We start from the raw sequence: 12,941 nt of genomic DNA on the forward strand, positions 1-12,941 counted from the left end.
CGTCGTCTCACTCCATCGTCGCCTGTCGGACGTATTGTCATGAATGCACTGAATCGCTATTCGATCGGGGCCACGTCGAGGTTTCCGGGAAAATCTGATTGACAACCTGATACGCGACACCTGACCAATACTCGATGCCATCGCTCGCCAGAAGCGCCGCTTCTTCGTCGGCCAGACGCGCCACGCCCGGATCGAGCAGAAAATCCTCGAGATCGTTGATCGACGCGAACGCCTGGATCGACACGCCGTCGATCGTATGCCCGACCGGGTGGAAAAGCGGATGCCCTGCTTCGGTGGGACCGATGTTGTGCAGTTGAACGTATCGCTTCACGTAGCGGCTCGTCGCCGGCTGCTGGAGCACCAGCGGTGCATACTGGTTCAGCCAGGCGTCGTGGAATTCGGCGCGCGACAGATTCGCCTTTCGCTTGACGACCTTGACGAGAAGAATCGGATCGCGTTGCGTCGCACTCGGCACAATGATGTGCTGCGTCGCCACCACCGGACACAGTTCGCGAAAAATGGCCTGATCCTCGGGCATGATCTTGGCCGCGATTTCCGGCTGGCTAAAGACGGCCTTGATTCCGTCAGCGTTTTCGAAGCCCAGGTAAGCGATGCCGTCCCACTGGGGACGACGGTATTCCGGAACATGCCCGATGACCGTATCGAATAGCTGGCCTCGCGCATCGACGGGCGCCGCGTAGGGCAGCGGCGAGCCGCTCGACGGGCCGGCCGGCAGTCGATGAATCTGGTCGTAGCGCAGCAACTGCTGGATGCCGCCGTCTTCCGGCGGTTGCGCATAGACGAACCGCGGGCCATGCACTTTTCGCCAATACTCCGTCCACTTCTCGAACGCGATATTGGCGTTGTTTTCGAACGCGTTGGGCGTCGTGGCGGGATCCTTGATCAATTCCCCCGTTGTGTCCAGCAGCAGATTGGGATCCCTGCGACGTTCGCTCAACGGCGTATTGTCCGCTCGCGATAACAGCGTACAAACGACGGTCAGCGGCGTCGAATACGAGCGAAACGACTTCAGATAAGGCGGGCGAAACTGGCGTTCTGCGGAAATGTTGGACACAGCGCACTCCTATCCTGCGAGTTGGTTGGATTTTATTTGCCCTGATACGATCTCTATCGGCCGGCAGCCCGCTCGATCCGATCGCGTCATGCAGGGACGGCAAACCGCGACCAGAAGATTTCCTCCGCGCAGACTTCGGGCCCGGGGTCCACCTGGCTTGCCGGATAGACAACCGCCTTCGCGGATCCGGACAGCACAACCGAGCCGTCTGGCAACGACGCGCGCCCGTTCAGGCGAACGATGTCCCCCTTCAGGCCGAAGTGCGGCTCGATCGCGCCGATCCGCCATTCGAGCAAGCACGTCGTGGCGGGCCACGCGGCAACGTCCCGCAAATCGATTGCAAACGACAACAGGGTGCCGACGCCACGCTCGGCCACGAACGAGAAAAGCAATGCCGAGAACGCCGAGCTCACTGTCTGCAATCCTGACGAACCATGCGACGTGGCGCAGAACGCCGTGTCACCGCGCATCATCGGGTTCGCGTGAACGTCGATCGAGACGATTCGTTCGCTCGCGTCGCCCAGTGCGACTCTCTCCACGCGTCGCTCGCCGGCTGAATGGCTGATGTGCTCCATTGCTGCTCCCGTAAGCAGAACCCGAACGACGCCGAATACCCTTCACGCGTCCCGCACCGCACAAATGCATCTCATGCCAATAAGTCGCATGAGATGTATTATTCGCAGAATGCGACGCGTGTCAATGACAAATTACTGAATTCGCCCTCGCCTCATCCGGCCGGGCTCGCCACCGAACGATGCCGCTGCCCCGTCCGGACCACCTCCAGCGCAAGCCGGCGAATTCGCGTACCCTGCTTCGCAATGTGCCGGGAATATTGCGTGAATGTAGCGAAATTCACCCGAGGAACGCGAGGCGGCGAGCAAGCGAAAATGCGCGGGCCGCGAGTCAACCTAGTACATTCCACCAGACAACTGACGCTATCGTCGCCAAAACATGTGCTATATTGCGTCGATATGCGGGCACACATCATCGGGCACCTGCCCGCCTTTGTCGCGATGTGCGGAACAATTACCCCGCACGCACCCGAGCTCCGTTCCCTATAGATGTCAATTTAATGTCTTCCAGTCTGCTCTCCCTCGCCGAAGATACTTTTTGTCTGCGCCTTCAACGCGCAGCTCGCATGTGGCGCAAAGTTGCGGACATCGAACTGAGCAAGCTCAATCTTTCGGAAGCGACGTCGACTCCGCTGTGGCTCATCTACAAGCTCGGTGAAGGGCTTCGGCAACGCACACTTGCCGAGCACATCGGTCTCGAGGGCCATTCGCTGGTCCGGTTGCTCGACCAACTGGAAGAAGCCGGGCTGGTCGTACGTCGCGACGATGCGTCGGATCGCCGGGCCAAGACGCTCTACCTGACCGAAAGCGGCCGAAAGGTCGGCGAACAGATCGACTTGATGGTCAAGGGCATCAAAAGCAAGCTGCTGCAGAACGTGTCGACCGATCAGCTCGCGCTGGTCGACTCCGTCCTGAGCTCGATCGTCGCGTCAGCCGAAGCCTAGTCGCACTGCGGGCGCCTTCACGCGCCCTCCCGCCTCGCACCTCCGTCCTTTCCCTGTTTGCCCCCGGCGATCGCCCGCCGGCTCGGGCATGCCCCTTCCTCGTTTCGCATCGAATTAATTACGTACATTGCGATTAGATCGCAAATGATTTACTCTCGTCGCTGAAGTTTTTCGCACCCGGTTTCCCCCTTCAATGCACCGTCGCTCGACAAGGCCTCGAGTGAGCGACGGTTGCGCATCGAACCACGTCTACGGAGCGATTCGATGAGTGATGTTTCCGGACTTCAAGATCGTTCTCGAGAGCAGCAGGATCGCTTGACCGCCGTTCCCGGCATTGCATTCCAGCGCATCGCTGACTTGCTGGATCCGGGCTCGTTTCATGAACTCGACGCGCAGGCCGAGCACGATTGCACGCACTTCGGTGCGGCGGCCCGCAAGCAGCCGGGCGACGGCATCGCCACGGGGCACGGCACGATCGATCGGCGCCCCGTCCTCGTCTATGCGCATGACAGCAATTTTCTCGGCGGCAGTTCCAGCCGGATTCACGCGCTGAAGATCGGCAAGGTGCTCGACCTCGCGTTGCGCATCGGCGCCCCTGTCATTGCACTCAACCACTCATCGGGCTTGCGCATCCACGAAGGTGTCGATGCCGATTCGCAGTTCAGTCACGTGTTCTACAAAACCGTGTGCGCATCAGGTGTCGTCCCGCAGATTTCGCTGATCCTCGGCGACTGCATCGGCGGCGCGGCCTATGTCCCTGCCCTGACCGACTTCGTCGTGATGGTCGATCAGGTATCCGCGCTCTTCCTGACGGGCCCTGCCGTGATTCGCCGCGCGACCGGCGAGGAAGTCACGAAGGAAGACATCGGCGGCGGCCATCTGCACGCTGCCGAGACCGGCCTCGCGCACTTCCTGGTCGAATCGGTCGACGAAGCGCTGGCGCTCACGCGTGATCTCCTCTCCTATCTGCCGCAGAACAACGCGTCGCGCGTGCCGCCGCTGCAGGGGCCGGCAACCTTGCCGCGAGCGCTGCCCGAACTCGACGACATCATCCCGGCCAGCAAGACGCAGCCATTCGACGTGCGCCGCGCGATCGACGCGATTGTCGACGAAGCCTCGTTTCTCGAAGTGCATCGCCTGCATGCGCAGAACATCGTGGTCGGTTTCGCGCGGCTCGGTGGCGAGAGCATCGGAATCGTCGCGAGCCAGCCGGCATGGCTCGCGGGCTGCCTCGACATTCGCGCATCGGAGAAGGCGGCGCGTTTCGTCCGCACGTGCGACGCATTCGGCATCCCGATCCTGACGCTGCTCGACGTGCCGGGTTATCTGCCGGGCAAGCAGCAGGAACGCGCGAACGTGATCGGCTCGGGCGCCAAGCTCATGCATGCGTATTGCGAGGCGGTTGTCCCGAAGATCGCCGTGGTGCTACGCAAGGCCTATGGCGGCGCGTATCCGACGCTCGCCAACCGGTCGGCAACGGACCTCATCTATGCCCTCCCCGCCGCCGAGATCTCGGTCATGGGCCCCGAAGCGGCCGTGGACGTGATCTTCCGCAAGGAACTCGCCGGCGCGGAAGATCCGGCCGCGCGACGCGACGTGCTGATCGACGAGTATCGCGACGCGCACGCGAGTGCGCATTACTCCGCGAGCCGCACGTATATCGAGGGGCTGGTGGAGCCTGCCAATCTACGCAATACGCTGATGGCGAGTCTCGGCCTGCTGCGAGACAAGATTCCGGCGCCACCGGTACGCCGTCATTCAAACATCCAGCTATAGGGGAAATCGGCATGAGCATTCCCAGAAACCCGCAAGACGACTACAGCTTCGACCAGATCGACGCACGCCTGCGCTGGGTGGAGGCCGTGACCGGCGGCAGCTACCCTTATCTCGGCGGTGCGGCGGTGCCGCCCGGCGCGGTCAATGGCGCATGCGAAAACTTCACGGGCTTTGTCGGTGTCCCGATCGGGATCGCGGGACCTTTGAAGATCAACGGCACACATGCCCAAGGTGATTTCATCGTGCCGCTCGCCACCACCGAAGGCGCGCTCGTTGCGTCCTTCTCGCGCGGGATGAACCTCATTACCGCCAGCGGCGGCTGCGCAACGACACTGCTCGACAATGCGTTGCCGACCGGCGATCGGCCGGCCTACCGCTTCATCGGCGATGCGCTCACCAAGGTGTCCGCGATCGTCCTGCGGTCGTCCGATTCGGCACCCGCGTTCGATGCGTGGTTGCGTCAAAACATGCCGAGGATCGTCGAAGCCGCGAACGCTACCAGCCGCCATGCGCGACTGCTCGAAGTCAGCCCGCTGTTCCAGGGCAATCTCGTCGGCCTGGCCTTCACGTACGAAACCGGCAACGCGATGGGCCTCAACATGGCCACGAAGGCCAATGAGGCGGCATGTCGCCTCATTGCGAACGAATGCCCGCAATTCGTCGAAGACTATTTCAACACGCTCGGCGGCGACAAACGCTTTACACCCGATCAAGCGAAGGGCCGCTACGTTTCCGCGAGCGTCCGCGTACCGGCCGCCTTGATCGAGCAGCGCCTGCGCACGACGCCGGCCCGGATGCAGCGCTTCCTGCATGCGTGCAACACGCTGCTCTCGCAACGCGGCGCGACGGCACCCAACATCCATGTTGCAAACGCGCTGACCGCGCTGTTCATCGCGTGCGGCCAGGATCCGGCATTCGTCACGGTGTCGTTCAAGAATGCCTGCACGACCTTCGACGTGCTCGATAACGGCGACCTGCGCGCATCAGTCACGCTGCCGAACCTCATCGTCGGCGTGGTGGGCGGCGGTACGCGCCTGCCCGCCCAACGCGAATGCCTGCAGATGCTCGGCTGCGAAAACGATGTCCGAAAATTCGCGGAGATCGCGGCGGCCGTTGCGCTGGCGGGCGAAATTTCGGTTGCGGGCGCCGTGAGCGCGGGCGAGTTTACCCGTGCCCACACGGAACTCGGACGCGGCGTCCGGCAGCCTGAGCCGGCTCGATCGGAAGCGACGGCATGACGATCCGTCGCGTGCTGCTGTGCTGTCGCGGCGAGATTGCGTTGCGCTTCATTCGCACGTGCCGAACGATGGGCATCGAAACGGTCGCGCTGTTCACCGACGACGATGAACACGGTGCGTTCGTGCTTGCCGCCGATTCGGCGTTTCGCATCGACGCCTGGGATCCGGCTTCGCTGATCGACACGATCGCGTCCGTGGCGGCGATGGTGGGTGCCGACGCGGTGGCGCCCGGGTACGGGCCGCTCGCGGAAAATGCCGATTTCGCGGCGGTCTGCCTCGCCCATCGTCTCACCTTCGTCGGGCCGCACGTCGACGCAATCCGTTGCACGGGCGACAAGATCGCCGCCCGCGCGGCAGCGTTGCGCGCGGGCGTGCCGATCGTGCCCGGAGCGACCGTCGCGGGCGACACGCACGCAGCGGCCGCAACCGCGGCCGACATCGGGTTCCCGATCCTGATCAAGGCCGCGCTCGGCGGCGGCGGACGCGGCATTCGGGTCGTCCAGGGTCCTGAACAATTCGAATCCGCGCTCGCGGAGGTCCGGCACGAAGCGCAGCTCGCATTCGGCAGCGACACGGTCTATCTGGAACGCTTTCTTGGCGAACACGTGCGGCATATCGAGGTGCAGGTGCTCGGCGATCGCCACGGCAACCTCGTTCATCTCGGCACACGTGAATGCAGCGTGCAGCGGCGCAGGCAGAAGATCGTCGAGGAAGCGCCGGCGCCGGCACTGTCCGACGCGTTGCGCGACCGGTTGCACGAGGCCGCGCTGAACGTAGCGGTGGAGGTCGGCTACGACAGTGCCGGCACCGTCGAGTTTCTTGTCGATCCGGACGAGCGGTTTTACTTCATCGAAATGAACGCGCGAATCCAGGTCGAGCATCCGGTCAGCGAAGCGATCACGGGGATCGACATCGTCGAGCAGATGCTGCGTGCGGCGGCGGGCGAACAGCTCGGTTTTACCCAACAGCACATCCGCTTCAGCGGATATGCGCTCGAATTCCGCGTGTGTGCCGAAGACGCCCATGCAGGATTCTTGCCGACCGGCGGCACCGTCACGTACTACCGCGTTCCGGAAGGTCCTGGCATCCGGATCGACGCCGGCGTGCATGCCGGCGCGCGACAGTCCAGCCGCTTCGACAGCCTGTGCCTCAAGCTGATCGTGAACGGCGCGACGCGCGACGCGGCGTTGGGCCGCGCACAGGATGCGCTGGGCGAACTGGTGATCGCGGGTTTCAGCACGAACCTGCCGTTCCATCGCTGGCTGCTGACGCACCTGCCGTTCCGGCTCGGCCGCTACGATCTGTCGATCGCAAGCGACTTCCCGGTCGCGCAAGGCGTACCGCCCGACATGGCGCGCGTGCTGCACGCGCTCGCGGCGGTGGCCCTGCATCTCGACACCGCAGCGCCCGTCCCCGTCCGCGAACGGACCATCGCCGATACCGGATCGCTGTCGCCATGGGTGATCCAGAACGGCCAGCGCCCATGGCTGCGCTGAAATCATCCCGGCCCGGCGTCGTTGCGCCGGGATCCGGATCGCCCGGAACCCTATGGGGAGCGCCTGAATGAGCATCGCACCACGTCGTACGCGGTACGCCGGCATCCTGAGCGGCGTACCGGGAGACGCCCTCTCCACCCGCATCGATGTTCAGACGATCGAAGCCGATACCTGTCGGGCGACCTTCGACGACGGGGATACGATGCTGCTGCATCTGAAGCGCCATGAGTCGCTGCCCGGCGGCGGCATCCGGGTTGTCGCCGAAATCGGCGGCGCGCGCCATGAAATCCTGCTGACGCGCACGACGACCTCGAACCTCGTGGTCGACTACGCGGGCATGCATCGCGACATCGCGTTGCAAGGCGCGGCGCGCGAGCGCGGGAAGGCCGGCAGCGGCGCCGGTCGCGCCGCGCACGCGTCGATCACGTCACCGATGCCCGCGCGCATCACCGAGATTCTCGTCGGCGCATCGGATCTCGTCGACGAAGGCGCGCCGCTGCTCCGCCTCGAAGCCATGAAGATGGTCATCACGTTACCGTCACCACGACGCTGTCGCATCGAGACCGTGCATGTCGCCGCGGAGCAAAGCGTCGAGGCCGGAGAACGGTTGATCAGCCTCGCCGACGCGGATCCTGCGTAACGCACGCCGCGCCCCGCCCCGCACCCGTCACCCTCGTCAATCGCATCACCAACCCTAACGGAGTTGCCGTGAGCCTCGAATCCGATCTCACGCAGTATTGCGACCGTCTGACCTTCTCGCGCATCGATCCGGCCGCGATCGCGCTCGCGAAGCATTCGCTGATCGACATCATCGGCGTCTCGCTCGCCGGCTCGCGCGACGCCGAAGTCGAGCTTCTCGCGGACGTCATCGAGCACTGGGGCGGACGCCCCGAAGCGCGCGTGATCGGCCGCACGAGCCGCTTGCCGGCACCGTCCGCCGCCCTGCTCAACGGCGCGGCCGCGCGGTCCCTCGATTTCGACGACGTGGCCGACCCGCTCGGTACGCATCCGAGCGTCGCCATTTTTCCGCCGTTGCTGGCCATCGCCGAATTGCGCGCGAACGCAATCGATCATCAGGCGTTCCTGACCGCCTACATCGCCGGGCTCGATCTGTCGATCCGCCTGTCGAGAGCACGTCGCGAGACCCTGCTCGAAAGCGGGCGCTACGATCTGTGCAAAGTGATCGCGGCCACGGCGGCGGCCGGCATCCTGTACGGCCTGAAGGGCGAGCAACTGCATCATGCAATGGGGATCGCCTATACGTCCGCGCTCGGGGAAACCCAATGCATGATCGACGGTGCGCCGACGGTGTTCTACCAGCAGGGGCTCGTTGCCGCGAATGCGGTGCGCGCGGTCGTCCTCGCGTCGCGCGGCTTCACCGGCGCGAAGGACTACCTGACCGGCCGCTGGGGCTACTACAGCGCATTCGAGCCGGGCTCCGCAATCGAAACGATCAGTGACGGACTCGGCGAGGTATTCGCGAACGTCGACGGCGTCGCGTTCAAGCCCTTCCCGACCTGCAGGCCGAACACCTCTGCGGTCGCGCTCGCGCTCGAATTGACGAAAGGAGAACGACTGTCCGCCGCGCAGATCGAACGTATCGACATCCAGACCAACCAGCAGATCCACGATCTCGTATGCGCGCCCATCGCACGCAAGCAGGCGCCCGAGAGTGTGGTCGACGCGCGCTTCAGCATGGCCTACAACGTGGCGACCGCCCTTGCGACGGGTGACATCTTCATCGACGATTTCACGGAGGCTGCGATCCGTCGTCCCGACATCCTCGCATTGAGCCGCAAGATCCATCCCCGCACCGACCCGGATTGCGAACGAAGCGAGCTGGGCACGCACGGCAAGATCAAGATCGCGATCAGGTTGACCGACGGACGGATTGAAGAAGGCGAAGTGTCGTACGCGAAGGGCAATCCGAAGAATCCGATGTCACTCGACGAACTCGTCGCCAAATTCGACAAGTGCGTCGCTTACGCACAGCTGCCGTACGCGTCGCAACACCGCGCGGCCATCGTCGAATGGGTCCTCGACCGCTCGAACCGGAATCCTTCGTACGCGAATCTGGCGGAACTGCTGCACGCCCCCGCGGCACAGTGACGGCGGGCGGCCCGAAAGTCGCGCCATCGCCAGGCAATCCGGCGAGCGGATTCGCTCCTTCCGCTCGCCGACCTTCACGCACTTACTCGACCACTTCCGCCTTCCCGGCATGGTCTTCCAGCGACTCGATTCGAATCACGCGATGTTCGCTGCGTTCGCTCAGAATCCGTTCGACCAGATCGATCTGGCGCTTTCGGGCCGCCTCGATCGCGCGCAGCTTGATGTAGCCGTACCCCCGGATCGAATCGGGCACGTTCGCCCACGCGACGAAATGCGGCAGCTTCTCGCGCGTCAGGCGCGGCAGCAAGTCGAGCAGCGTCGACTCGTAGTCGCGTACGAGGCGACGCTCCTCGCGTCGCTCGGCGGTCCAGCCGAACGGGTCGAACGGCGTGTGGCGCAGCACCCTGCCGGCCGCAAGGATGCGGAACAGCGGGATCATCCATCCTCCGACCGCCAGCTTGCGCGGCGCCGGCTCGCCGCCTTTCCTGAATGCGTCGAGCAACGGCGGGGCGAGATGAAACGTCAGTTTCGCGCCTGCCGCGAATTTTCCACGCAGATCCGCGAGGAAGCTCGCCTCGGAATGAAGGCGCGCCACCTCGTATTCATCCTTGTACGCCATCAGCTTGAATAAATTGCGCGCCACCGCATCGGCCAGCGTGACGTCACCGATCGCCCGCGCGGCCGCGCTCACCCGCTCTACCGTCTGTCGATAGCGCGCCGCATAACGCGCATTCTGGTATTGCGTGAGAAACGTGCTCCGCCTGTCGGCTCGCTCCTCGACGGATTCTTCGGGCTGTCGTGCATCGCGGATCGGGATCGCCGGCAGGCTGTCGGGCGCGGTGCCGAACTGACTCGCGACAAAATCGGGATCGGCCGCACACAGACGCCCCCAGGCAATCGCCTGATGCCTCGCGGACGCACTGCCGCCCTGCAGATCCAGGGCCTTCCGCAAGGCTGCCAGCGATACGGGGATCGCCCCGCGCTGCCACGCATAACCGAGCAACAACATGTTGGCCTGCATCGGATCCAGCAGATCGGTCGCCAGTTGCTTCGCGTCGAATGCAACGTAGCCCTGTTCGCCGACACGCGCCTTGATGAGCGCCTGAATGGCGTCCGTTTCGATGCGCAGGCCCGGATCGCGCAACATCGCCCCGGTTTGCGTTTGCGCCGTGTTGGCGATGACCTGCGTCCGACCACGCCTGAGCGCGGCCAGCCCGTCGTCCTCGGTTGCCACCAGAAGGTCCGCGGCCAGCAGGACGTCGGCGCCGCCGCGATCGATCCGGTACTGATGAAGGGATTCGGCATCACGCGCGATCCTGACGTGGCTCAGTACGGCTCCGCCCTTCTGCGCAAAACCCGTGAAGTCGAGGACGCTGACGTCAAGACCGTCCAGATGCGCGGCCAGCGCGATCGTCCCGGCCACCGTGACCACGCCCGTTCCCCCCACGCCGGTGAGCAATATCTCGAATGGCGCGTCGAGCGGGCGCGGCGCAACGGGCAACGCGAGCGCGTCCGCGCGCGCAAGCGCGGCGGCGTGGTCGAAATCTGCGCGCTTGCGCGTGCGTGGTTTGCCGGTGATCGTCACGAAACTCGGGCAAAAACCCTTCACGCAGGACAGATCGGTGTTGCACGAATGCGCGTCGATGCTGCGTTTCGCGCCGAACGGCGTATCGACCGGCACGACCGACAGGCAATTGGACTTGACCTGACAATCGCCGCATCCCTCGCAAACGGTCTCGTTGATCACGACCTGCGTCGCGATCGCCGGCGCCGGCTGCTGCTTCTTCCTGCGCCGGGCTTCCGTCGCGCAAACCTGGTCGAAGATCAGGACGCTGACGCCGCGCGTCTCGCGCAGTTGCCGCTGAACGTTGTCGAGCTGATCGCGATGGAACAGTTCGACGCCCCGTGGAAGGCGCGCGCGCGCCTTGTAGCGGTCGGGATCGTCGGCTACCACGACGACGCGCTGCACGCCCTCGCTTCTGACGAGATCGATCGCCTTTCTGACGTCGAGGCTGCCGTCCACCGGCTGGCCGCCCGTCATCGCCACCGCGTCGTTGTACAGCAGCTTGTAGGTGATCGTCGCCCGCGCCGCCACCGCTTGCCGGATCGCCAGATAACCGGAATGGAAGAAGGTCCCGTCGCCGATGTTCTGGAAGATGTGCGGCGTCTCGACGAACGGGGCCTGCCCGAGCCAGTCGACACCTTCCCCCCCCATCTGCACGCTGCCGCTCGTGGCCCGCTCGGGCATCCGCGCCGCCATCGCGTGACAACCGATGCCGAGGCGCGCCTCGCTGCCATCCGGAACGCGTGTCGACGTGTTGTGCGGGCAGCCGGAGCACAAGTACGGCGTGCGCTTCACCCAGTCCGCGGCCCGCACCGCCGGCGCGTCGATCCACGATGAAGGAATGCGCAGCGCCAGGTCGAGCGCCGCGAGTTGCTGCAGCAGCAACTGAGCGATTCGCGACGGACGCAGCTCCTCCTGTTCCGACAAGAGCATCCGGCCATTCTCGTCGGTTTTTCCGATGATCGTTGCCCGCCGGTCATGCCGGATGTTGTAGAGGCGCTGCTTGAGCTGATCCTCGACGACCGCTTGCTTCTCCTCGATCACCAGCACCTTGGCCGCCCGCTTGGCCCAGGTTTCCAGCAGCGGCGACAGCGGATACACGAGGTTGATCTTCAGCAGCGCGACGCCTGCCTGCTCGAGACGATCGAGCGATATCCCGCCTTGCTGGAGCACTTCGCGCACGTCGCGATAGGCCTTGCCGACCGCGCCGATCACGAGCACGGGACGCGCGGGTGTGGTGACGGCCTCGTCGAGCGGATTGGTACGGATGAACGCACGTGCCGCCTCGAGCTTGTAGCGGTGCCGGCGCTCGATCTGCATGCCCGGCAGATCGGGCCAGCGCCAGTGCAAGCCATCCGGGCCGGGATCGACCGGCGGAATCGTGAAGCCGGGTGGTGCCGACGTCTGCAACGAGGTCGACGCCTCGACGGTATCGGTGATCGCCTTGAAGCCGACCCACAGGCCCGATGCGCGCGACAGCGCCCAGCCCCATAGCCCGCATCGCTCGTAGTCGGCAAGCCCGGCGGGATGAACGACCGGCATGCCCCAGGCGACGAGCGTGCGATCCGACTGATGGGACATCGACGACGACACGCACCCGTGATCGTCGCCCGTGACGACGAGCACACCACCGTGCGGCGACGAGCCATATGCGTTGCCATGCTTGAGCGCGTCTCCCGAGCGGTCGACGCCGGGGCCCTTGCCGTACCACATGCCGAATACACCGTCGTAACGTCGCGCCGCATCGGTTTCGACCCGCTGCGTACCGATCAATGCCGTGGCGGCAAGATCCTCGTTGATCGCCGGCTGGAAGCGGATGTTCGACGGTTCGAGCAAGGCCTTGGCGCGCCACAACTCATGATCCAGGCCACCGAGCGGCGAGCCGCGATAGCCTGTCACGAAGCCCGCGGTATTCAGGCCGGCAGCACGGTCGGCACCGGCCTGCGCCAGCATCATTCGCACCAGCGCCTGCTGACCGCTCAGGAAAATACGCCCCTGAGGCTCGTCGATTCCTCGTCGATAACGCGAGTCGTTTCGGTATTCTGCATCGATGGACATGGCTTCGTGCTCTCATTCACGGAGGACCCACGCCGCGCGTCGTGCATTGCGCGCCGCTTCGCTTCAAACCGGATCGACCCGGTTCGGCTTTATCGATTCGAACTGCTTG

The 12,941-nt window shown here is 64.6% G+C and carries 9 protein-coding genes; 6 read left to right on the plus strand and 3 right to left on the minus strand.

Features of this window, described 5'->3' with window-relative positions; translation table 11 throughout:
* Positions 1 to 37: 37 nt before the first annotated feature.
* Positions 38 to 1,075 carry an EthD domain-containing protein gene (locus BBJ41_RS20795; protein ID WP_197680901.1) on the minus strand — a complete coding sequence of 346 codons (1,038 nt, stop codon included), beginning with the start codon at positions 1,073 to 1,075 and terminating at the stop codon, positions 38 to 40.
* 86 nt (positions 1,076 to 1,161) lie between these two features.
* A complete protein-coding gene (locus tag BBJ41_RS20800) occupies positions 1,162 to 1,650 on the minus strand; it encodes a hypothetical protein (RefSeq protein WP_156814835.1) in 489 nt (162 codons plus the stop codon).
* Between the two features lie 563 nt (positions 1,651 to 2,213).
* Here BBJ41_RS20800 and BBJ41_RS20805 point away from each other — a divergent pair.
* The 6 genes from BBJ41_RS20805 (at position 2,214) to BBJ41_RS20830 (ending at position 9,210) form a co-directional block, all read left to right on the plus strand.
* Positions 2,214 to 2,591: a MarR family transcriptional regulator gene (locus BBJ41_RS20805; protein WP_083281927.1), complete on the plus strand. Its 378-nt coding sequence runs from the start codon at positions 2,214 to 2,216 to the stop codon at positions 2,589 to 2,591.
* Positions 2,592 to 2,906: 315 nt separating this feature from the next.
* Positions 2,907 to 4,367 carry an acyl-CoA carboxylase subunit beta gene (locus tag BBJ41_RS20810; protein ID WP_236872114.1) on the plus strand — a complete coding sequence of 487 codons (1,461 nt, stop codon included), beginning with the start codon at positions 2,907 to 2,909 and terminating at the stop codon, positions 4,365 to 4,367.
* 11 nt (positions 4,368 to 4,378) lie between these two features.
* Positions 4,379 to 5,605 carry a hydroxymethylglutaryl-CoA reductase gene (locus BBJ41_RS20815; protein ID WP_069748218.1) on the plus strand — a complete coding sequence of 409 codons (1,227 nt, stop codon included), beginning with the start codon at positions 4,379 to 4,381 and terminating at the stop codon, positions 5,603 to 5,605.
* Entirely contained in the window at positions 5,602 to 7,101 is a 1,500-nt protein-coding gene (locus BBJ41_RS20820; RefSeq protein ID WP_069748219.1) for an acetyl-CoA carboxylase biotin carboxylase subunit, read from the plus strand. Before BBJ41_RS20815 ends, BBJ41_RS20820 begins: the two co-directional genes overlap by 4 nt.
* Positions 7,102 to 7,168: 67 nt before the next feature.
* Positions 7,169 to 7,741: an acyl-CoA carboxylase biotin carboxyl carrier protein subunit gene (locus tag BBJ41_RS20825; protein ID WP_083281928.1), complete on the plus strand. Its 573-nt coding sequence runs from the start codon at positions 7,169 to 7,171 to the stop codon at positions 7,739 to 7,741.
* A 68-nt stretch (positions 7,742 to 7,809) separates the two neighbouring features.
* The gene (locus BBJ41_RS20830) at positions 7,810 to 9,210 is read left to right on the plus strand and encodes an MmgE/PrpD family protein (RefSeq protein ID WP_069748220.1); all 1,401 of its coding nucleotides are present in this window, start codon (positions 7,810 to 7,812) and stop codon (positions 9,208 to 9,210) included.
* A gap of 82 nt (positions 9,211 to 9,292) precedes the next feature.
* Here the strand turns inward: BBJ41_RS20830 and BBJ41_RS20835 are convergent, their stop codons facing one another.
* Positions 9,293 to 12,832 carry an indolepyruvate ferredoxin oxidoreductase family protein gene (locus BBJ41_RS20835; protein ID WP_069748221.1) on the minus strand — a complete coding sequence of 1,180 codons (3,540 nt, stop codon included), beginning with the start codon at positions 12,830 to 12,832 and terminating at the stop codon, positions 9,293 to 9,295.
* Positions 12,833 to 12,941 lie beyond the last annotated feature (109 nt).

Origin of the sequence: Burkholderia stabilis, assembly GCF_001742165.1 — a bacterium.
GTDB classification, from domain to species: Bacteria; Pseudomonadota; Gammaproteobacteria; order Burkholderiales; family Burkholderiaceae; genus Burkholderia; species Burkholderia stabilis.

Coding starts and splice junctions, on each gene's coding strand:
- BBJ41_RS20800 (WP_156814835.1), bottom strand. CDS start 1,650: ATGGAGCACATCAGCCATTCAGCCGGCGAGCGACGCGTGGAGAGAGTC.
- BBJ41_RS20805 (WP_083281927.1), top strand. CDS start 2,214: ATGTGGCGCAAAGTTGCGGACATCGAACTGAGCAAGCTCAATCTTTCG.
- BBJ41_RS20815 (WP_069748218.1), top strand. CDS start 4,379: ATGAGCATTCCCAGAAACCCGCAAGACGACTACAGCTTCGACCAGATC.
- BBJ41_RS20820 (WP_069748219.1), top strand. CDS start 5,602: ATGACGATCCGTCGCGTGCTGCTGTGCTGTCGCGGCGAGATTGCGTTG.
- BBJ41_RS20825 (WP_083281928.1), top strand. CDS start 7,169: ATGAGCATCGCACCACGTCGTACGCGGTACGCCGGCATCCTGAGCGGC.
- BBJ41_RS20835 (WP_069748221.1), bottom strand. CDS start 12,832: ATGTCCATCGATGCAGAATACCGAAACGACTCGCGTTATCGACGAGGA.